The organism is Pseudomonas sp. Sample_10, assembly GCF_004321495.1.
Taxonomy (GTDB): domain Bacteria; phylum Pseudomonadota; class Gammaproteobacteria; order Pseudomonadales; family Pseudomonadaceae; genus Aquipseudomonas.
In genome coordinates this window covers 16,891-38,096 of sequence record NZ_RCOE01000186.1, presented here as the reverse complement: position 1 = coordinate 38,096, position 21,206 = coordinate 16,891, and the positions used below count along the sequence as shown (strand labels likewise).

The 21,206-nt window shown below is 57.7% G+C and carries 19 protein-coding genes and 3 tRNA genes; 8 read left to right on the top strand and 14 right to left on the bottom strand.

What is annotated here, in order from left to right; all coding sequences use genetic code 11:
- The 5 genes from D8U18_RS18415 to D8U18_RS18395 all read right to left on the bottom strand — a co-directional run.
- Positions 1-682, bottom strand: a 682-nt coding sequence (locus tag D8U18_RS18415; protein WP_131108141.1) for an ABC transporter permease, incomplete at its 3' end; no start/stop codon positions are given.
- Positions 682-1,740 carry a microcin C ABC transporter permease YejB gene (gene yejB / locus D8U18_RS18410; RefSeq protein WP_131108140.1) on the bottom strand — a complete coding sequence of 353 codons (1,059 nt, stop codon included), beginning with the start codon at positions 1,738-1,740 and terminating at the stop codon, positions 682-684. The genes D8U18_RS18415 and yejB, both read right to left, overlap by 1 nt.
- Positions 1,740-3,608, bottom strand: a complete 1,869-nt coding sequence (locus D8U18_RS18405) for an extracellular solute-binding protein (protein WP_130931380.1) — start codon at positions 3,606-3,608, stop codon at positions 1,740-1,742. Before D8U18_RS18405 ends, yejB begins: the two co-directional genes overlap by 1 nt.
- Positions 3,609-3,745: 137 nt before the next feature.
- A complete protein-coding gene (locus tag D8U18_RS18400; protein WP_007984657.1) occupies positions 3,746-4,027 on the bottom strand; it encodes a peptidylprolyl isomerase in 282 nt (93 codons plus the stop codon).
- Between the two features lie 106 nt (positions 4,028-4,133).
- Entirely contained in the window at positions 4,134-5,015 is an 882-nt protein-coding gene (locus tag D8U18_RS18395) for a triacylglycerol lipase (RefSeq protein WP_130903411.1), read from the bottom strand.
- Positions 5,016-5,353: 338 nt separating this feature from the next.
- Here D8U18_RS18395 and D8U18_RS18390 point away from each other — a divergent pair, with 338 nt between their 5' ends.
- Positions 5,354-6,397, top strand: a complete 1,044-nt coding sequence (locus D8U18_RS18390; protein ID WP_130903410.1) for a hypothetical protein — start codon at positions 5,354-5,356, stop codon at positions 6,395-6,397.
- Between the two features lie 56 nt (positions 6,398-6,453).
- Here D8U18_RS18390 and D8U18_RS18385 read toward each other — a convergent pair whose 3' ends face one another.
- A complete protein-coding gene (locus D8U18_RS18385) occupies positions 6,454-7,533 on the bottom strand; it encodes a 3-deoxy-7-phosphoheptulonate synthase (protein WP_131108139.1) in 1,080 nt (359 codons plus the stop codon).
- A gap of 700 nt (positions 7,534-8,233) precedes the next feature.
- Between D8U18_RS18385 and D8U18_RS18380 the strand changes: the two genes are divergently transcribed.
- The 6 genes from D8U18_RS18380 to D8U18_RS18355 all read left to right on the top strand — a co-directional run bounded on the left by D8U18_RS18380 (position 8,234) and on the right by D8U18_RS18355 (position 12,127).
- Positions 8,234-8,677, top strand: coding sequence for a GNAT family N-acetyltransferase (locus tag D8U18_RS18380; RefSeq protein WP_130903408.1), 444 nt, complete (start codon positions 8,234-8,236; stop codon positions 8,675-8,677).
- Between the two features lie 126 nt (positions 8,678-8,803).
- Complete coding sequence (gene uvrY / locus D8U18_RS18375) at positions 8,804-9,445, top strand: UvrY/SirA/GacA family response regulator transcription factor (protein ID WP_008015884.1); 642 nt, start codon at positions 8,804-8,806, stop codon at positions 9,443-9,445.
- Positions 9,446-9,451: 6 nt separating this feature from the next.
- Complete coding sequence (uvrC, locus tag D8U18_RS18370; RefSeq protein ID WP_056852783.1) at positions 9,452-11,275, top strand: excinuclease ABC subunit UvrC; 1,824 nt, start codon at positions 9,452-9,454, stop codon at positions 11,273-11,275.
- Positions 11,276-11,307: 32 nt separating this feature from the next.
- On the top strand, positions 11,308-11,868 hold the full coding sequence (pgsA, locus tag D8U18_RS18365) for a CDP-diacylglycerol--glycerol-3-phosphate 3-phosphatidyltransferase (RefSeq protein ID WP_056852782.1): 561 nt from the start codon (positions 11,308-11,310) through the stop codon (positions 11,866-11,868).
- Positions 11,869-11,931: 63 nt separating this feature from the next.
- Positions 11,932-12,007, top strand: a tRNA-Gly gene (locus D8U18_RS18360).
- A gap of 46 nt (positions 12,008-12,053) precedes the next feature.
- Positions 12,054-12,127, top strand: a tRNA-Cys gene (locus tag D8U18_RS18355).
- Positions 12,128-12,254: 127 nt separating this feature from the next.
- On the opposite strand, the gene D8U18_RS18350 is transcribed toward D8U18_RS18355, so the two are convergent.
- Complete coding sequence (locus tag D8U18_RS18350) at positions 12,255-16,403, bottom strand: CheR family methyltransferase (RefSeq protein WP_131108138.1); 4,149 nt, start codon at positions 16,401-16,403, stop codon at positions 12,255-12,257.
- A 399-nt stretch (positions 16,404-16,802) separates the two neighbouring features.
- On the opposite strand from D8U18_RS18350, the gene D8U18_RS18345 reads away from it, so the two are divergent.
- Positions 16,803-16,889, top strand: a tRNA-Leu gene (locus D8U18_RS18345).
- An 88-nt stretch (positions 16,890-16,977) separates the two neighbouring features.
- Here the strand turns inward: D8U18_RS18345 and D8U18_RS18340 are convergent.
- The 7 genes from D8U18_RS18340 to modC form a co-directional block, all read right to left on the bottom strand.
- Positions 16,978-17,187, bottom strand: coding sequence for a hypothetical protein (locus D8U18_RS18340; protein WP_056852780.1), 210 nt, complete (start codon positions 17,185-17,187; stop codon positions 16,978-16,980).
- Between the two features lie 142 nt (positions 17,188-17,329).
- Positions 17,330-17,755 (bottom strand): hypothetical protein, encoded by a 426-nt coding sequence (locus tag D8U18_RS18335; RefSeq protein ID WP_130908202.1) that lies wholly within the window; start codon positions 17,753-17,755, stop codon positions 17,330-17,332.
- A gap of 137 nt (positions 17,756-17,892) precedes the next feature.
- Positions 17,893-18,177 carry a hypothetical protein gene (locus tag D8U18_RS18330; RefSeq protein WP_131108137.1) on the bottom strand — a complete coding sequence of 95 codons (285 nt, stop codon included), beginning with the start codon at positions 18,175-18,177 and terminating at the stop codon, positions 17,893-17,895.
- Positions 18,178-18,379: 202 nt separating this feature from the next.
- On the bottom strand, positions 18,380-18,610 hold the full coding sequence (locus tag D8U18_RS18325) for a hypothetical protein (RefSeq protein ID WP_056852777.1): 231 nt from the start codon (positions 18,608-18,610) through the stop codon (positions 18,380-18,382).
- A 128-nt stretch (positions 18,611-18,738) separates the two neighbouring features.
- Positions 18,739-18,960, bottom strand: a complete 222-nt coding sequence (locus tag D8U18_RS18320; protein ID WP_056852776.1) for a hypothetical protein — start codon at positions 18,958-18,960, stop codon at positions 18,739-18,741.
- Positions 18,961-19,032: 72 nt separating this feature from the next.
- On the bottom strand, positions 19,033-20,070 hold the full coding sequence (locus D8U18_RS18315) for a DNA topoisomerase IB (protein WP_131108142.1): 1,038 nt from the start codon (positions 20,068-20,070) through the stop codon (positions 19,033-19,035).
- 56 nt (positions 20,071-20,126) lie between these two features.
- Positions 20,127-21,206: a molybdenum ABC transporter ATP-binding protein gene (gene modC, locus D8U18_RS18310; RefSeq protein ID WP_131108136.1), complete on the bottom strand. Its 1,080-nt coding sequence runs from the start codon at positions 21,204-21,206 to the stop codon at positions 20,127-20,129.

Genomic DNA, 21,206 nt, shown 5'->3' with positions numbered 1-21,206 from the left:
GGAACTCGGCGCGCACCACGTCCACCAGCGCCAGCCAGGAAAACAGCGCCATGATCCCCAGCAGCCACCAGAAATTCGGTTCGACGAACCCCGACAGAATAATCAGCAAGTACAGCACCGGCAGCCCGGACCAGACTTCCAGCAACCGCTGCCCGAGCAAATCCACCCAACCACCGTAATAGCCTTGCAAGGCGCCCGCGGCGATGCCGATCAGTGCACTGACAACGGTCAGCATCAAGGCAAACAGAATCGACACCCGAGCGCCAAAAATAACCCGGGCCAGGACGTCCCGGGCCTGATCGTCGGTGCCCAGCCAGTTGACGTGCGAAGGCGGGCTCGGTGCGGGTTTGTTCAGGTCATAGTTAGGCGTGTCATCACTGAAGGGAACCGGCGGGAACAGCAGCCATCCGCCGTCTTTCTTGATCAGTTGCTGCACATAGTCGCTACGGTAATCGGCCTGGAACGGCAGTTGACCGCCGAACTCCTGCTCGGTGTAGCGCTTGAAGACAGGGAAATACAACGAGCCCTGGTAACTGACTACCAGCGGTTTGTCATTGGCGATCAGCTCGCCACCCAGGGTCAGCAAAAACAACCCGACAAACAACCACAGCGACCACCAGCCACGGCGGTTTTTCTTGAAACGCTCGAAACGACGTCGGCCTAAAGGTGAAAGCTTGAACATCAGGCGTTCCTCGCGGCGAAGTCGATGCGCGGATCGACCAGGGTGTAGCACAGGTCACCCACCAGTTTTATCAATAGACCGAACAGGGTGAAGATGAACAGCGAGCCGAACACCACCGGATAGTCTCGTGAAACGGCCGCTTCGTAGCTCATGCGGCCCAGGCCGTCCAGAGAGAAGATCACTTCGATCAGCAGTGAGCCGGCAAAAAACACGCTGATGAACGCCTGGGGAATCCCTGACACCACCAGCAACATGGCGTTGCGGAAGACGTGGCCGTACAGCACGCGGCGTTCGCTCAAGCCTTTGGCGCGGGCGGTGACCACGTACTGGCGGGTGATTTCATTGAGGAACGAGTTTTTGGTCAGGATGGTCAGGGTCGCGAAACCGCCGATCACCAGCGACGTCACCGGCAAAACCAGGTGCCAGAAATAGTCGGCAATTTTGCCCAGGGTCGTCAGCGACTCGAAGTTGTCCGACACCAGCCCGCGCACCGGGAACCAGTTCAGTGACGTGCCGCCGGCAAAAACCACGATCAGGAACATGGCGAAGAGAAACGCCGGCATCGCGTAGCCGATGATGATTGCGGTACTGCTCCAGATATCGAAATGACTGCCGTGGTGCACGGCCTTGCGGATGCCCAGCGGGATCGATACCAGATAAGTGATCAAGGTTGCCCAGAGGCCGAGGGAAATGGTCACCGGCATTTTCTGCAGGATCAGGTCGGTGACCGTGGCACCGCGGAAAAAGCTCTTGCCGAAATCCAGTCTCGCGTAACTGGTCAGCATCAGCCACAGGCGTTCGTGCGCAGGCTTGTCGAAGCCGTACTGTTTTTCGATGTCCTTGATCAGTTGCGGATCGAGGCCACGGCTGGCTCGGGAGCTGCTCATGGCCTCGCTGGAACTGCCGCCGACACTGGCGCCGCCGATGCCCTGCAAGTGCGCGATAGCCTGTTCCACCGGCCCGCCCGGTGCGGCCTGGACGATAACGAAGTTGACCAGAAGAATGATCACCAGCGTCGGAATGATCAGCAGCAACCGCCGCAGAATGTAGCCCCACATCAATGCGGTCCTCCGGGTTTGCCGCGGCGGATACGCTCGGCGGTCATTTCCTGGTTGGTCAGCGGCGTGGTGCTCATTTCCCACCAGCTTTCGATGGCTTCGTCATTGCTGGCCTGCACATTCGGTATGCCGAAGCGGTTCCACCACACGGTGGATGTTCCTGGCGGGTAATAGTTGGGAATCCAGTAGTAGTTCCATTGCAGCACCCGGTCCAGCGCATGGGCATAACGCAACATGTCGGCCTGGGTGTTCGCCCGAACCAGCCCGGTAATGAGCGTATCCACTGCCGGGTTTTTCAGCACCATGTAGTTGTTGGAGCCGGAATCAGTGGCCGCGGCTGAACCGAAGTAGTTGAACAGCTCGCCGCCCGGGGAAGTTGTCACCGGGTAACCGGTGACAATCATGTCGTAGTCGCGACTCATCAGACGGTTGACGTACTGTGACGAATCGATGCGCCGGATATTCAGGTCGATACCGATTTGCTTGAGGGTACGCTTGTAGGGCAGCAGCAAGCGATCCATGCCGTTCTGGCTGACCAGGAACGTGAAGCTCAGCGGCTCGCCGTCGGCGTTGACCAGCTGATCGCCTTTGGGTGTCCATCCGGCCTGTTCGAGCAGGTCAAGGGCTTGCAACTGTTTGTCGCGAATGATGCCGCTGCCATCGGTTTTCGGTGCCTCGAATACCTTGGTAAACACTTCGTCCGGGATCTGCCCGCGCAACGGCTCGAGAATCGCCAGTTCGCCAGCATCCGGCAGTTGCCGGGCCGCGAGATCGGTGTTGGAGAAGAAGCTCTGCTGGCGGATGTACATGTTGCGCATCATCTGCCGGTTGCTCCATTCGAAATCCCACAGCATGACCAGCGCCTGGCGTACGCGGCGGTCCTGGAACATCGGTTTTTGCAGATTGAACACAAAGCCCTGGGACGGTTGCGGCGCTTCGGTGGCCAGGTGAGCCTTTTGCAGTCGTCCATCGCTCAAGGCCGGGCTCTCGTAACCGATGGAATAGCCGGTGGCGGAAAACTCGCGGTTGTAGTCGTAGGCACCGCCCCGCAAGACCTGACGGGCAACGTCGGTGTCGCCGAAGTATTCGATGCTGAAACGATCGAAATTGTACAGGCCGCGGCTGACCGGCAGATCCTTGCCCCACCAGTCGGCGTTGCGCTCGAAAGTAATGCTGCGCCCGGAATCGACCTTGCCCACTTTATAGGGACCGCTGCCCAGTGGCGGCTCATAACCGCCGCCACCGGCGAAATCGCGGGTTTTCCACCAATGCTCGGGAAACACCGGCAGGGTGGCGATGTCCAGAGGAAGCGTGCGGTTTTCGTTGTTCTTGAAGTCGAAGCGCACGGTCAGTGGCGACTCCACCTCGACGCCTTTGACGTCGGCGAATTGCGTGCGATAACGCAGGCTGCCCTGGGTCATCAGCAAGTCGAAGGTGTAGCGCACATCTTGCGCGGTGATCGGTTTGCCGTCGGCGAAACGCGCCTTGGGGTTGAGGTAGAAGCGCAGGGACAATCCGTCATCGGAACGCTCCATCTTCTGCGCCACCAGGCCGTACACCGTATAAGGCTCGTCCAGCGAGCGCTGAGCCAACGGCGAGTAAAGCAGGCCGTCGATCTGCGAGACGCCAATGCCCTTGTCGATGTAGGGCAAGACATGGTCGAAATGCCCGATCTCGATGGCCGAACGGCGCATCGTCCCGCCTTTGGGGGCTTGCGGATTGGTGTAGGCAAAGTGGCTGAACCCGGCAGGGTACTTGGCCGGTTCGCCGTAGACGGTCAACGCATGTTGCGGTGCGGCGTTCACACCAGCCGCGCCGATCAGCAGGGCCATGGCAGTGAATAACAAAGTTGGGAAAGCCAGTCGCATTGTCAGCCTTAGAGCCGGGTGGTCGATAACCACAATTTGTACGCTAGCGGCGCGTCCCTCGCCAGCCGTATTACGCAGTTGAAGCACAACGGCCCACCAAAAAGGCGGGCCGTTGCGTAAGAGGCATCAGGCGTCGATCAGTCCTGACGGCTGGTCACTTCCAGCAGGTGATAACCGAACTGGGTCTTCACCGGGCCTTGCACGACATTGATCGGCGCGCTGAATACCACGGTGTCGAACTCCTTGACCATCTGGCCAGGACCGAACGAACCCAGGTCACCACCCTGGCGGCTGGAAGGGCAGGTGGAGTTGGCCTTGGCGACTTCGGCGAAATCTGCGCCAGCCTCGATTTGCGCTTTGAGTTCGTTGCACTTGGCTTCGCTGGCAACGAGGATGTGGCGGGCAGTGGCTTTAGCCATGGGGAAATACTCCTTTCAATATTCTGTAAAGTGGTGAGCCTACCGGATTCAGTGGACGATTTCTTCTCAAAGTTCCGTTCCATACGGCCTCGACGGCGGGTGCTTTTTATAGTCCGGCTTTTTTCAGGCGTGCAGCGTGTTGTACGTATAGATCGATCGGGTCGATGCTTTTCGTGAAGATACCGGCTGACGGGCGGATGACCGCCAGATGATCCAGCGGGTAATCGGATCGGATAATCGTCCCCAGATGCGAACTGTAGCGGCCAACCATGCCATCGTTTTGCTCGGCTTCAGTGATGAAGTATCGCGAAAACGCCCGCAGGAAACCGTGGAACGGATCAAGGGCGTTCATTCCTTCATCCAGGGCATTGTCCGGCAGGACGCCGCTCCAGGAGTAATAACGCACGCCATTGACCAATTCCCGACCCTTGCCACCCCAGGTTTTTGGCAACCCTTGAGGGTATTTGTCGTTGAATGCCCCTACGCCAGTTGTGGTCAGGGCATTGAGCGCGGCGATGGCGTTCTGCGGAAGGCGATGGTGGCCGCTTAGCAAGGACAGGAAGCCTGCGAACAACGTGGCGACCGTTTCAGCGACCTGTTCCGGCAAACATCCCGGTTCAAGCGCCTTGCGCAGAAAGTCGGCCAGTTCCGACCCATGGTTCGGCCCACTGACGGATGTCACCGAAGCAACCGACTGTGGTGCAACCGCCGCAGCGTAGCGAGCAGCGAGTGCGCCCTGACTGTGACCGATCAGATTGACTTTGCCCGCGCCTGTGCCTTCCAGCACCCGTTGAATCTGTGCCAGCAGTTGCTCGCCCCGTGCCTCATTGCAGTGGGTGGCCGATAAATACGGCACGAAAACTCTGGCGCCTTCGCTTCTGAGTGTCTGTTTCACATCGTGAAAGAGCTCGAACGGACCGATCCGGTCAAAGCCGAAAAGTCCATGGACCAGCAGAATTGGATAATGGGTGTTCGCATTCCGTTGCATCGCATTTACCTTTTTCAGGGAGTTAAGGAGGTGCCATGAGCCTCACTCTAAAACACTCGGATGGGCGCGCGATGTATGAAAAAACCGCTGTAAGTTGATGAAAACGGAATAGAAAGCGTACGAAAGCTCGGACGTGTGCGAAGCCTTGATCGGAATATCCAGACATCTTTTCAGCAAGTCCCGAGCTTCGATGATCAACGACCTACTTCACGCGTGTCCTTTTTCCTCTCCTGCAAAGACGATCTCCGGCATCGCAAATGGCTGGCATCGGGTTCAATAGGCTCCGTTGGTTGCCTTGACCCCAAGGTGACGCTGATTCCACGGATCGGAACCCTCAAATGACCTCTCACGAAGCAAGCATTTCCTTGCATTTATTACCGCCACCGTTGCTTGAACCGGTGGAAAACGCGGTACTCGACCCCTTTCAAAAACGTGCCGTCGTCAGGATCAAGCCGTATCCGGGCATGGCCTGTGGCGACAAATTGCTTTTGAACTGGGAGGGCCTGGACGTCGAAGGGCTTGTATACAAGCATCAGATGACTCGGTTTGTCAGCGAAGAACAGGTTGGCTACGACGTGGTATTCGTCGTGCCGGCGGTGCACATCGCGGCACTCGACGGGGGAAGCCTGGAAGTTTTCCATACGTTGCAACGTGCCGGGCGCGCGGTGCCCGTGAACTCATCGCGTTTGCAGTTGGACGTGGGCGACGTCAATCCGGATTTGCTGCCACCGATTGCGGTCGATGCCGTTGGCGGGACGATCGACCCTGATCGCGTGCCCGAAGGCATTCTCGTCACGATCAGGCCCTATGCCCGGATGGCCGAAGGCGATCGAATCCTGTTGGCCTGGGCTGGTATTTCTGCGCAAGCGAGTTTCAACGATACGCTGAAGGTCGAGTCATTTGCCGTGGGCAGTGAGCTGTCCTTCTGGATCCACCCGGACTGTATCGCTCCCAATCTGGGGAGCAACGTGACGCTCAGCTATTGCGTCCAGCAAACAGGTCACGCCCCTCGATACTCTGAATCGGTTCAATTGCTGATCGGGCCGCTGTCGCGCCAGCCTCTTTTGCCACCGTTGGTGCTTGAGGCTGATGAGGGCCGGCTGGACCTGCAGGCTGCGATCGATGGCATTACCGTCGTGATCAATGACGCTCGGGTTGAAGAAGGCGAGTTGGTGTACCTGAAGTGCGATGGCGACTATTTCAATCATCGCGATGACCGCGAGATAACCAGGGAAATGGTCGGCGAGCCACTGGTGTTCATCGTGCCGTACAGATTCTGGCGGGAGCATCGGGACACGACGATCCGGATTGCCTACTCAGTTGAGCGACTTGACGATGTCAGTCAGCAGTCAGCCGTGATGACGGTACAGGTGCGCGCCTAGAGGTGCTGGTCACCAACCAGTCGGACGTGAAGACTGGTTGGTGAACGACGGGCCGGTTACGGTTTGGTGCGCTGCGCGCGCAGGCGTCGTGCTGCCTGTCGCAGCAGTTCTTCCGTCCCGTTCCACCCCAAACAGCCGTCGGTGATCGACACGCCATATTTCAACGACGCACTCAGTGGCTGGCAACCCTCGAACAAATGGCTTTCGATCATCATGCCGATCAGCGAGCGGTCACCTTGCAGGCGTTGTTCCAGTACGTCGTTGAACACCGCGGGCTGGCGCAGCGGGTCTTTGCTGCTGTTGGCGTGGCTGCAATCGACCATGATCCGTGCGGGGATTTTCAACCTGGTCAAGTCGTTGTGCACCTTGGGCACACTGGTGCGGTCGTAGTTCGGTCCATGATGGCCTCCGCGCAAAACCAGATGCGTATCGGCGTTGCCCGGGGTCTGGATGATCGCGGGATGTCCCTGGCTGTCGACGCCGAAATGCCGGTGCGGATGGGCGGCCGAGCGCATGGCATCACTGGCCACGGCTACACCACCGTCAGTGCCGTTCTTGAAACCGACCGGCATGCTCAAGCCGCTGGCCATCTCCCGATGGATTTGCGACTCAGTGGTGCGGGCGCCGATGGCGACCCAGCTGAGCAGGTCATCGAAGTAACCGGCTGCCATCGGTTGCAGCAGCTCAGTGGCCACCGGTAAACCCAGTTGGAGCATTTCGCGCATCAGTTCGCGGGACAAGGTCAGGCCGGCGGCCATGTCGTCGCTGCCATCGAGGTACGGATCGTACGCGAGGCCTTTCCAGCCGACTGTGGTGCGGGGTTTTTCAACGTAGGCGCGCATCACCAGCAGCATTTCATCGCTGACGTCGGCCGCCAGGCGGGCCAGGTTGCCAGCGTATTCGAGCGCCGATTGTGGGTCGTGAATCGAGCAGGGGCCAACTATGACCAGCAGGCGAGAGTCTTCGCCATTGAGAATCGCGCGAACCGCCTGGCGGTGGGCAGCGACTTGTTGGGTCAGGGCATTGGTAAGCGGCAACTGCTGTTTGAGCTGCAATGAGCTGGGCAGACGCAGGGTCAATGCCTCATTGGCCGGACTCAGGGTGGACAGTGGCAGAGCAGAGACGGACGAATTCATGTTCAGGCTTCCTGGGCGGGCGGCGGGTTCATTCCCGCGCACTCGGCCCTACTGGGGTGTTCGACAATTGGCCGGTTTGGCTACGTGTGTGTGCTTGCCACCTGTGGGTGACCGATCGGAGGCGGCAGGCTGTCCCGAGCGGAGGGTGGTAAATCGCCAGGCGGTAAAACTGTCGTAACGGTAATAAGTGGCGTAGTTCATGTTCTGGATCCTCTGAATGTCTGGTATGTCGCAAAAATTAATGGGGCTTAAAAAACAAAACCCCCGGTCGGGAGGCCGACCGGGGGTTGAGAATTCTCTGGTGGCGACCCGTTTGAAGTGGGCGCCGTGTGGGTATCAGGCGCGCCAGTGGCTAAACCAATACCCAAAATAAAAGTTGATCGGAGCGCAAACGTCGTTCACCCGGGCAGCCGCGACCGAGCGCAGTGCGCTGGCGGAGGAAAGCTGTGAAAGGGCGTTTGACATGGTCTGACTCCAATGGATGCACCGAGCTTACTAGAGGCTGGTGCGAGGATTCAATCAGAAAATGCTATTGCTCATCACTGGCGCTTTCTATCGGTTGAGCAGCCCTGAGGTTGTGACACACTTCGCGTTTGAGCCATAAAACCGCTTCGCCAGGATGAACCAGACGTCATGATCGAAACAACTCGCTGCCACATTGAAGAAGTGAACCGGCCGCCAAAGCAGTCACGGAGGTTCAATGAAGCTTGAATGGCAAACAGCCAACGAACGTGACCTCGAATATGCGCGTAACCTGACCTGCAGCAACCTGTTGCGCTATTACATTCAGCACAATCTGTTGTGGCAAGACGAAGCGTTCGATGTGGCTTGGGCGGGGCGTGACAACCGTTTGATTGTGAGTGACAACGTTCGGCTCGGGTATGTCAGCTTGAGTCGAGACGCCAGGGCTTTGTACATCCGCGAATTGCACATTGGCGAAGCATTTCGGGGGCAGGGGGCGGGATCCTGGGTGATCGACCAGGTTTTTGCTCTGGCGTGCGTGGAACGACGTCCGGCATTGCGCTTGACCGTGTTTGAAAACAATCCGGCACGGGCATTGTATGAAAGAAAAGGACTACAAGTGGTGGGTACGGATGACTGTTTCCTGAGGATGCAGCGAAACGTTCCGCGCCCGCATCGCTGAAACGCGTATGCCACAAGCCTTTCAAGATGTATTGAAACTTTTTATATGCTGCTTTCCGCTAGGTCTGCCACATGCTTTTTGCTAAGGTGTCGGCAACCCAATAAGACCATATCGCGAGGTGTCTGCTTGATTAGGGTGCTAGTAGTCGATGACCATGATCTCGTGCGTACAGGCATTACACGAATGCTGGCTGACATCGATGGCCTGCAAGTGGTCGGCCAGGCTGAATCAGGTGAAGAATCCCTGCTCAAGGCGCGCGAGCTCAAGCCCGATGTGGTGTTGATGGATGTCAAAATGCCTGGCATCGGCGGCCTCGAAGCCACTCGCAAATTGTTGCGCAGCCATCCGGACATCAAAGTCGTTGCAGTCACGGTGTGCGAGGAAGACCCGTTCCCGACACGGCTTTTACAAGCAGGTGCGGCAGGCTATCTGACCAAGGGCGCCGGTTTGCCGGAAATGGTTCAGGCCATCCGCCTGGTCTTCGCCGGTCAACGTTACATCAGCCCGCAAATCGCCCAGCAACTGGCGATCAAGTCGTTCCAGCCGACCAACGATTCACCGTTCGATGCCTTGTCCGAGCGGGAAATCCAGATCGCCTTGATGATCGTCGGGTGCCAGAAAGTACAAATCATTTCCGACAAGTTGTGCCTGTCGCCTAAAACCGTTAATACCTATCGTTACCGCATCTTCGAAAAGCTTTCGATCAGCAGTGATGTCGAGTTGACGCTGTTGGCGGTACGTCACGGCATGGTCGATGCCAGTCTCTGAGTAAAAATGACCGATTCCTTTGATCCAGGCGCCTTCCTGTCAACCGTGAGTGGGCGTCCGGGTGTGTATCGCATGTTCGACAGCGATGCACGCCTGCTCTACGTCGGCAAGGCCAAGAATCTTAAAAATCGCCTGTCGAGCTACTTTCGCAAAACCGGACTCGCGCCCAAGACCGCAGCCTTGGTAGCGCGAATCGCCCAGGTCGAAACGACCATCACCGCCAACGAAACCGAAGCCCTGTTGCTTGAGCAGACGCTGATCAAGGAATGGCGCCCGCCGTACAATATCCTGCTGCGCGACGACAAATCGTACCCTTACGTTTTTCTCTCGGACGGCCAGTTCCCGCGGTTGAGCATTCATCGGGGCGCGAAAAAAGCCAAGGGCAAGTATTTCGGCCCGTATCCCAGCGCAGGGGCCATTCGCGAAAGCCTCAGCCTGCTGCAAAAGGCGTTTTTCGTTCGCCAGTGCGAAGACAGCTACTACAAGAATCGCACCCGTCCTTGTTTGCAGTATCAGATCAAGCGCTGCAAGGCGCCCTGTGTCGGGTTGGTGGAACCTGAGGTGTACGCCGAAGATGTGCGGCACTCGGTGATGTTTCTCGAAGGCCGCAGCAATGCGCTGGCCGATGAGTTGTCCGCCGGCATGGAAGAAGCGGCGATTAATCTCGAGTTCGAGCGCGCCGCCGAGTTGCGCGACCAGATCGCGCTGCTGCGACGGGTTCAGGATCAGCAGAGCATGGAAGGCGGAAGCGGTGACGTCGATGTGATCGCGGCGTTCGTCAACCCGGGGGGCGCCTGCGTCCACTTGATCAGTGTGCGTGGCGGGCGGGTACTGGGGAGCAAGAACTTCTTCCCGCAAGTCGGTATTGAAGAAGACGTGTCTGAGGTGATGGCGGCGTTTCTTGGCCAGTACTTCATCAGCAGTCCTGAGCGCGACTTGCCGAGCGAATTGATCGTCAACGTGGTTCATGACGACTTCCCGACACTGATTGCAGCCATCGAAGAGCTTCGTGGTCGCGAGCTGACCATCAGTCACCGGGTGCGTGGCACGCGAGCGCGCTGGCAGCAATTGGCGGTGACGAATGCCGAACAGGCCCTGGGCGCACGTCTGGCCAATCGTCAGCACATTACGGCGCGCTTCGATGCGCTGGCCGACGTGCTGAAACTGGACGAGCCGCCGCAGCGCCTGGAGTGCTATGACATCAGCCATTCCAGCGGCGAAGCGACGGTGGCATCGTGTGTGGTATTCGGTCCTGAAGGGCCGATCAAGGCCGACTACCGTCGCTACAATATCGAAGGCGTCACCGCAGGCGATGACTACGCGGCGATGCATCAGGCACTCACGCGGCGCTTCAGCAAGCTGAAGGACGGGGAGGGCAAGCTGCCGGACATTCTGCTGGTCGATGGCGGCAAAGGGCAGTTGTCCATGGCGCGTGACGTGCTCAACGAACTGGCGGTGCCTGACCTGATCCTGCTGGGTGTCGCCAAAGGCGCAACGCGCAAGGCGGGTTTCGAAACGCTGTACCTCAACGATGCCGCCCACGAATTCACCTTGCGCGGTGACTCTCCTGCATTGCATTTGATCCAGCAGATACGTGACGAAGCCCACCGTTTCGCCATTACCGGGCACCGCGCCCGACGTGGCAAAACCCGCCGAACGTCTACGCTTGAAGGGGTCGCCGGAGTAGGGCCGACACGCCGTCGCGATTTATTGAAACATTTTGGTGGATTGCAGGAGCTGTCTCGTGCCAGCATCGAAGAGATCGCCAAAGCTCCCGGGATCAGTAAAAAGCTTGCAGAGTTGATTTATGCAAATCTGCACAGCGAGTAGAATGCCCCCTCACCTCGTAGCCAGTTGTGCCGATGAATATCCCTAATCTGATTACCGTTCTACGCGTCCTGCTCATACCGATCTTCATTTTGCTGTTTTATCTGCCTTACCACTGGAGTTACCTGGCGTCTGCCTCGGTCTTCGCATTTGCTGCCGCCACAGACTGGCTGGACGGGTATCTCGCTCGCCGGCTGGAGCAAAGCACGCCATTCGGGGCCTTTCTGGATCCCGTTGCGGACAAGCTGATGGTGGCCGTTGCGCTGGTGCTGCTGGTGCAGGAACACGGCAACCTGTGGCTCACGCTGCCGGCTGCGGTCATTATTGGTCGTGAGATCGTTGTCTCGGCCCTGCGGGAATGGATGGCCGAACTCGGCGCTCGTGCTCACGTAGCCGTGTCGAACCTGGGCAAATGGAAAACTGCCGCGCAAATGCTGGCGCTGGTGATTCTGCTGGCCAATCCGTCGGACTTCAGCTTCTGGGTTCTGTTGGGTTATGCCTTGCTGATGGTCTCTGCCGGCCTGACATTGTGGTCCATGGTCCAGTACCTGCGGGCTGCCTGGCCGCATCTGAAGACCGACGTTGAAAAGAAATAAAACTTTTTTGAATCAAGGGGTTGACGGGGCTTCTGGATTCTATAGAATGCGCCACACCAAGACGCGGGAATAGCTCAGTTGGTAGAGCACGACCTTGCCAAGGTCGGGGTCGCGAGTTCGAGTCTCGTTTCCCGCTCCAAGTTTGTACGCATTTGATGTCGCGCTACTGACAGCAAATGTTTTGAGGCCGAGTAGCAAAATGGTTATGCAGCGGATTGCAAATCCGCCTACGCCGGTTCGATTCCGACCTCGGCCTCCACTAATAATCAACCCCGTAGATCGATGATCTACGGGGTTTTTTATTGTCCGCGAGAAAGCCGGTTATTGCCAACCTGCAGCAGTCGGTGATGTCGACTGCTGCAGGTTGTTTCCAATCCGCGGGTCACTCAATAAGGCCGCGCCGTGCACGCTTCGCCAATGATGTCGATGAAGTCATCATGTGAAACCGGTTTGCTCACGTGGTAATTGAAGCCCGATTGCCTGGCTTTTTTCTGGTCATTGGCGGTGCCATAACCCGTCAGGGCAATGGCTGGTGTGTGTTTCAGATGAGCGATCTGGCGAATGGCCTGGATGAATTCGTGGCCATTCATGACCGGCATGCCAATGTCCGAAATAATCACGTCATAATTGCCATCCTTCGCCGCCTGAAGCGCCAATAACGGGTCGCTGAAGGCCTCCACATGCGCATCTTCCATCTCCAGCAACATTTGCAGGACTTCCATCACGTCCTGGGAGTCTTCTACCAGCATGATCTTTTGGCCAAGCAGGCGCCCTGACTCATTCGACACCTTGGGCTGGTCGTCAGTGTGCTGGTGAGGCTGGCAAAGTGGCAGGCGGACGGTGAAGGTGCAGCCGCGTCCCATGCCTTCGGAGTGCACGCTCACCGAGCCGCCGTGGGCCTCAACCAGTTGTCGCACCAGCGAAAGACCGATGCCGAGGCCTTCGCGATGATGGGCGTTATGTTGGCTCTGCGCTTGGCTGAACAGGTCGAAAACCTTATGCAGGTTGCCCTGCTCAAGACCAACGCCGCTGTCGATCACGTCCAGTTGTGCCATGTTTTCGACGCGCTGGGCAATCAGCTCGACGCAACCATCCCTGGGCGTGAATTTCAGCGCATTGTTCACCAGGTTCCAGATGATCTGTTCCAGGCGAGTAGGGTCGGCATCAATCACCAGCGGCGGTTCCGGTGGCTGCGGCACTTTCAGGGTAACGGTGCACGGATGCTGGTCGTTGATCACCACGGTGTGCACATCCTGCAGCATTCTTCCCAGGTCCACCGCCTGCCTTTTAAGCTTGAGTTTGCCAGTGCGCACCCGGGCGACGTCCAGCAGGTCATCGATGATGCGCGCCTGGCTGGAGACGGCGTCGCAGATCGTGTTGACCGCTTTCATCGCCGGGCCGGCGGTTTTGGTCATTGGCAGTCGACGCAGCAGTTCGGCGTTGAGCTGGATGAGGTTCAGCGGATGCTTGAGTTCGTGGGACATCACCGCGAAAAACTCATCCTTGAGATGGCTGTTCGTTTGGGTCTCAGCCAATTGCTGACTTTGCTCGTCGTGGATGCGTTTGTGGCCGGTCAGGTCGCGGGCGATTTTCACATACCCTTGCAGACTGTCACCCATGAGTAACGTGACTTCACCACTGCAATAGAAGCGGCTGCCATCCTTGCGCAGGTGCCAGCGCTCATCTTCGCCGCGCCCGTGCTCGCGCGCTGCACGCAGTTCCGATTCGGGGATTGCCTCGGCCCGGTCCTCGGGAGTGAAGATAAGGTCGTAAAAAGCACCAAGCACCTCGCTTTTCTTGTAGCCGAAAATCAGCTCGGCACCGGTGTTCCAGTCGGTGATCATCCCGTTGATATCCAGCAGGATGATCGCGAAATCGTGGGTGCTTTCAGCCACAAGACGCATGCGCTCTTCACCGAGGCGCAGTTCGTCTTCGGCGGCACGACGCTTGGTGATGTCGATGAAGGTCAGTACCGTACCGTCGATATGATCTTCACTGGAACGGTAGGGCAGCAGGCGCGCGATGTACCAGCGCTGGTCGTTGCTGCTGATCTCCCGCTCGATCATGTTTAGCGAGTCGAATACCGTCGCTGCATCTTCGGCCATCTCCGGATAGTCCAGCCGGTGGGTGATGTCCATCAGCGAGCGCCCGGTATCGACGGGCAACATGCTGAATATGTCCGTGGCCCGCGGTGTAAACCAGCGGATACGCATGTTGCGGTCGACAAACACCGTGGCAATGTCAGTCGAAGCAATCAGGTTGGTGAGGTAGTCGTTGATCTTGTCGGTTTCTTCAACTTTGGTCTTGAGTTCGTAGTTGACCGTCAGCAACTCTTCGTTGATCGACTGCAGCTCTTCCTTGCTGGTCTCCAGCTCTTCGGTGGCCGAACGCAGTTCTTCGTTGATGGCCTGCATTTCTTCGTTGGAGGCCTTGAGTTCCTCGCTGGACACTTCGGACTGTTCGATCGTCTCCTGCAAATGCAGCTTGGTGCGCTGCAGTTCGTGCTCAAGGTTGGTCAATACCTGGTTTTTCATCGGGTCGGCGGCGACATCGACCGGCTCATGCGGGTTGACCTCGCGCTCTTCGAAGATCACCAACACATACTCGTTTTCGGTTGCATCATCCTTGTAGGGATGCGCAGTCAGGTCGACCAGGAACTTGCGCTGTTCGCGTTCCATCCGGATTTTGCGCGACGTGACCGCCACGCCGGTCTGATGGGCCTGAAACAATGTGGTGCGAATTTCCAGGCGCAGGTCGGGGTGGGCCAGCGTCAGGAGATTGCGCGATATTTCCCCGGCCACATAGCGCAGAAAACGCCCGGCGCCTTCACTCAGGTGCAGGATATTGGCGTTGGTATCGACAATGATGCTCGGTGGGGCGGCTTTTTCCAGCGCTCTGAGGTGGATGTCAGCGAAAGAAACCTTGCGCTTGACCACCGTTTCTACCGGACTGGTGGCAACGGTGGTCCGCGCGTAGCCACCACGGGGCATGGTCGGCGTGCGACGCGTATTGGTCGAGACACTCTTGGCGCGGAAAATGCGATTGCGCTTGTCCACGGGGGTGAACAGGTCCAGACAGCCGTCAGCAGATTCCGATGTGCCCAGAAACAGATAGCCGCCTGGTCGAAGGGCAAAATGAAACATCTGCATGATGTCTCGCTGCACATCGCGATCGAGATAAATCAGCAGGTTCCTGCATACGATCAAGTCAATTTGCGAAAACGGCGGGTCGAGCAACAGGCTGTGCTTGGCGAACAGCACCTTTTCGCGGATTTCCTTGCGGACACGATAGTGTTGATTTTCATGGGTGAAATACTGGCGCATGCGCGCAGGGGGAACATCGGTGATGATCGCTTCGGGATAGACGCCATTGCGACCGAAAGCGATGGCCCGATCATCGATGTCGGTGGCGAAAACCTGCAGCTTGGCAGCGCTGGCCTCCAGTGTCATTTGCTCTGCCAGTAGAATCGCCAGGCTGTAGGCTTCTTCGCCGGTGGAACAACCGGCCGACCAGACACGAATTTCTTCTCGATGAGGCAGTTCGTCTTGCAGCGATTTCAGCAGGTTGGGCACGACGTCGCGTTCCAGTGCTTCAAATGCCTCGCGGTCGCGGAAAAAATTGGTCACGCCGATCAGCATGTCGCCCAGCAAGGCTTTGGTTTCTTCCGGGTGTGCTTGCAGGTATTCGTAGTACGAGGCCAGGTCTGGCTGTGCTGTGACTTGCAGGCGGCGCTCAATTCGACGCAGTACTGTTGCACGTTTGTAGTGCTTGAAATCGTGGCCGGTTCCGGCACGCAATTGCAGCAATATGTCCTGCAGCATTTGCTCGGCGACAACGGCATCCCGTTCGGTAGGAGGAGCGATAATCCTGAAATCGGGGTCGTTGCTGGTGGGCAGGGTGATGGCCTGCGAGTTGCGCCATAGCTCCATGAGCTTTTGTGGCATCTCTACGACGGGCAGCACCAAATCGACCATTTGCGTGTCGATGGCGGCGCGGGGCATGCCATCGAATTCGGCATCTTCCGGCGCCTGGACCAATGTCACACCGCCTTGCTCCTTGATCCTCGAAAGGCCCACCGCACCGTCAGAGCCCGTGCCCGAAAGCACCAGGCAAAAGGCGCGCTCCTTGTGCACGTCGGCCAAGTCCCGAAAAAACAGATCGATAGCGGTGTGCAGCCCGGGCTTGCGATCGGACGGCGTCACGCAAATGTAGCCATCGTTCATGGCCAGGCTGTGGGCAGGGGAAATGACGTAAACCGTGTTTTTTTCGATCGCGACGGTTTCAGTCACCTGCCGCACCGGCATTTTGGTGACCTCCTGAATGATCCGGTCGGCGATGCTTCGATGGTCAGGCGACAAATGAAGGATGACGACGAAGGCCATGCCATTGTTATGGGGCATGTGTTCGAAAAATGACTTGATCGCCTGCAAGCCGCCGGCAGACGCGCCGATACCAACCACGGGAAAGTCCAGGGAGCTGGGTGTCAGCTCTCCGCGCTGTGGAATATTGGGTGAGGGCTTCGTAGACGTCTTCATTAACAAACCTTAAATGCTGCAGCACAAATGCCGACACCAGGCCGAACGGATTTCATATCAGGACAAGGATATGCGCTTGGAGGTGCATTGCGAAACCACAATAGCCCAACTCTGATAATAGATGAGCCTGGTCGAAGATTGCCTTTCTCGGTCATTCGCGACTGGCGTCCCAAGGGCGCGGTAGCCCGATATGCAGGGTTTTATCGACGATTCTCGGTTCTGAGGCGCTCTATCAACGGCGACTTCCGTGAGTGCCATAGAGAAGCTTCGTAGATCCATGATTTACGGAGCTTTTTTATTTTCAGTGGCGGTACGATTTTGTCTGGAAAAACACTAATGCGTCCTTGCTTCACCGGGAAGGGATGTATATATTTCCACCCTCTGATTCACCGCGCTACCGCCCGAATGGCGAAACTGGTAGACGCATGGGACTTAAAATCCCCCGCTCGTAAGGGCGTGCCGGTTCGATTCCGGCTTCGGGCACCATGAATATCAAGGGCTTGCATGAGATTTCTCATGCAAGCCCTTATTTTTTGCTCTGCAAAACCTGATCAGCTCAATGGATTTGGTTTACTCAGCAATATTTGTCATTTGCCAACGATCCCGGCTTGCGTCGATCTGCCCCGCAAGGATTACCGCTGTTGATCAGCCGTCTTTCCAGCAAAATATTTTGCAACGCCTGGCGGTCTGTGGGGGCCAGTTGATGTTCTCGCTCCTTGAGCTCAAGCAGGATCGGGTTGGACCACTGGCGATAGGTTTGTTCGGCACTACGAATGGATGACATCGTTTCCTCCATGATAGGGCTTGCTCTGCTGAAGGCGTTGCAGTTCGATACGAAAGAGACGCTAGCCGAGTCTGCCTGTTGCCGCCAATGCTGTACGTCGGACTGAGGTTTCGCTGGTCCGGAACCCGCTCGGCCTGTTCAGCTATTTGGCTTTCCAGCTGCCACCGCCCGTCTCGCAATCGATCTTCGCTTGCGCCAGGTTTTCGGCGTTGTAGTAATACGTCGAGATCTGCGCGTTGGCGGGGATGTTCAGTGCTTTGCTGTTCTTGTCTTTGCTGGTCGACTGCGGATTGGCCAGCGATTCCGGGGTCAGTGTGCCCACGCATGTGGCTTTGTACTGATCGCCGCACTGAGCGACTTTTTTCTTGGTGCTGCTGAGCATTTCCTTGCTTTCGTTGCTGCACGACCAATCGATGGCGTCGACCGGCATGTTTTCGTATTCGTAACAGGTGTGGGATTCGATGACCGGAACGGAAGGGCTCTGTGAGCGGGTGATGACGTCACAGCCTTGGGCCATTGCCAGGGCAGGGCACAGACTGACGATCAGCAGCAGAAGTCGACTGTTCATGCGAATTTCCTCTCCGATAGCCCGCTTAATGCGGGGGGGCTAGAGGATTTGAAATGCAATCGGCTGGCGCGTTCAATCGGTGTTGATTGGAAGTGTTTGGCGGCTGATCCAATCGATTCAACCGCCAAACGAATGAGCTAAACGAAAGGTTGACCCGTGAATCCACGGGGTAACCGTTGCAGGCCGGTCATGGCGGTGAGTCGTTCTGTCCATGCCTGGCGCCAGTCGTTCACCGTGTGTATGGCTTTGGCCTTGCGTGCAGCGCGACGGGCTGCGTTGCGCTCGGATTTGCGTGCTTCCTTGTACGCTTCGGTGTTGCGGCAACTTCTGCATTTGACCCGGTTGAGTTCTCGGGTCGAGGTGAGGTTGCTGCCCTTGTGACCGCAGGCCAGGTGCCCGCTGATTTTGAAGTGGGTAACCATCAAACGTCTCCTTCGCGACGTGTGATCGTTGGACCGCGTGTAAACATTGACGTTCGCCGCTTCGCTTGGGCAAAAAAATCCCGGCGAGTGGCCGGGTGGGCGTTGCACGAAAGAGTCAGGCAGGCACATGCCCGGTGACGAGGTTGTCGCCGCTCATGTGTCCTGCATCAGGCTGTGTTGCGCATCGGATGTCCGGATCAACTCATCTGAACCGTGGCAGTGGCCGATCGACAGGCTTGAGCGAAGACAGCGTATTGCGGATCAGCGGCGTGTCCTTTTCGATGTCGTTCAGGCGATCACGAATTCTGAGGGCAGTCGGATGTCCGCCTTGATGGTCGACCCAATCGGCGATTTCCTTGCAAGCTGCGGCCAAGCGAACCTGGCGGGAATCGAGCAGAGTGAGCAGGGTGGTGATGGACTCTTTTTCGGACATGGGAAACACCTCCGTTGAAGACACCTGGCAGGGCAGTAAAAAGCCCGCGGGGAGCGAGCTTTCTACCGATGGGCGCTGGTCCTTCAGCTCTCTTCAGTATAGACCCGTAACAGGCCCGGCGAAGCTCATCAACCTTGCTGGGCCGTGATTTTTGATCGAGCGTTCAGCTGTCGGCAAACACGCCGCGCATCCTCTTCAAGATCGTAGCCGTCACCGATGAAACCGTTGGTGCGGCTATCGGCGATGCGGTACCAGACAGCGGAATCAGGTGGCGGGTGAGCGGTTTCTCCGGCCCGACGGCCGTGAATGATGATCTTGTTGCATCGCTTGACGACGAATATGTCTTCCATGGCTTCACCGCAGCTGATTCATGTACAGATCAACTATAGAAGTCATTTGTAATCGTGCAAAAAACAGGCAGGTCAATTCGTCGGTTCAGTAGCGAGTTTCTCCAACAGCATCGCCAGCCCGACTTCCTCGGCGCGCAGGCCCTTGCGCGTTCTCGGCCTGGGCAACTGGGCCAATGCGCCCAGTAAGAAACCGTCGAGCACACCGGGATGGATGTAGCACTTGCGACAGACTGCCGGGGTGTTGCCCAACTGTTTGGCGACGTTTTTTACCATCTCCACCATGTGCCGTTTGGCCTCGGATTCGGGTTGCCACTGCAACTTGCGCAATACCGCCAGTGCCAGCACGCTGCCGGCCCAGGTGCGGTAATCCTTGGCGGTGAAGTCGGCGCCGGTCAGGGTTTGCAGGTAAGCGTTGACGTCGGCGGAGGTGATGCTGTGTCGCTCGCCATTTTCATCGAGGTATTGAAAAAGGTTTTGCCCGGGGATTTCCTGGCACCGCTTGATGATCCGCGCCAGGCGACGGTCTTTCACGGTGATTTGATGTTCCACGCCACTCTTGCCGCGGAACTGGAACTGGATCGCACTGCCGTTGACCTCCACATGCCGGCTGCGCAAGGTGGTCAAACCGTAAGAACGGTTGTCCCGTGCGTATTGTGTATTGCCGACACGGATCAGCGTGGCATCGAGCAACGTGATGACGGTGGCCATGACTTTGTCGCGGCTGAAGCCGGGAGCGGCCAGTAAGGCTTCCAGTTGCTTGCGCAGTTTTGGCAATGCCTGGCCGAAATCTCTCAAACGCGAGTATTTGTCGGTGTCGCGCACCTCGCGCCAGCGCGGGTGATAGCGATATTGCTTGCGACCACGGGCGTCGCGCCCGGTGGCCTGCAAATGGCCGCGCGGGTCGGTGCAAATCCATACGTCGGTGTAGGCCGGTGGCACGGCGAGGGAATTGATGCGCCGGATTTCCTCCGGGTCGCTGATGCGTTGACCGGCCGGATCGAGGTAGCAGAATTTACCGCGCAATTTTCTACGGGTGATTCCGGGCTGGGTGTCATCGACGTAATGCAGGTCAGCAGGCAGCGCATCGGGCATGGCGATTGTCCTTGGCAGGTGAACATGGGCCGTTACAGCCATTGACCCCACGCCGATGCAGTCGTGCCGAGAAGTTATGCCAGCACGGCCACAGCCTTGATCTGTGCCCAGAGTTGCTGGCCCGGATGGATGTTCATCTGATCACGGGAGTACCGGGTGATCCGCGCCAGCAATGGCGTCCCCGCAGCGTCCAGCCGAATCAGTACATGGGCGGCATTGTCGGCATTCATTTCATTGACGACGGTGACCGGCAGGCGGTTGAGGATGCTGCTTTGCTCGACACCGTGCAGGCTGAGGCTGACATCCCGCGCCTGCACTTTGCAGCGCAATGCCTGACCCGGGGTCATGGGCGTATGCGCTACGCGGATCGTCAGCGCCGAGTCGGGCAATTGCAGGGTCAGCAATTGGTAATCGGCGTCATAGCGGCTGACACGGCCTTCAATCATCACACCGGCGTCATTACCCATTGCCAGCGGCAAGTCCAGTCGCGCGAGCATCTGGCCGATAGGGCCGCTGGCCAATGCCTGGCCTTCGCTGAGCAATACAATGTGGTCGGCCAGTTGCGCCACTTCATCCTGGGAGTGACTGACATACAGCACCGGAATGTCCAACTCATCGTGCAGCCGTTGCAGATAAGGCAGGATTTCGCTTTTGCGCTTGGCATCGAGCGCCGCCAGCGGTTCGTCCATCAGCAACAGTCTGGGGCTGGTGAGCAGCGCGCGGGCAATGCCCACACGTTGCCGTTCACCGCCCGACAAATGTTGCGGATGACGATCCAGAAGGTGACCGATGCCCAACAGTTCAGTGGCATGAGCCATGTCGACCCGGCGCTGTTGTTTGGGGATGCGTTTAAGGCCGAATTCCAGGTTGGCCAACACGGACAGATGAGGGAACAGACTGGCTTCCTGAAACACGTAGCCCAGGGCGCGCTTGTGTGGCGCGACGAAGAGGTCGTTTGCGCTGTCCTGCCAGACTTCATCGTTGACCTGGACAAACCCCTGATCAGCCCGCTCCAGCCCTGCGATGCAGCGCAGGCACGTGGTCTTGCCCGAACCGGAATGGCCATAAAGCGCCGTGACGCCGCGGCCGGGTAGCTGCAAATCGAGATCAAGGGCAAATCCCGAGTAATTCAACTTCAGGCGCGTGTGAATCAT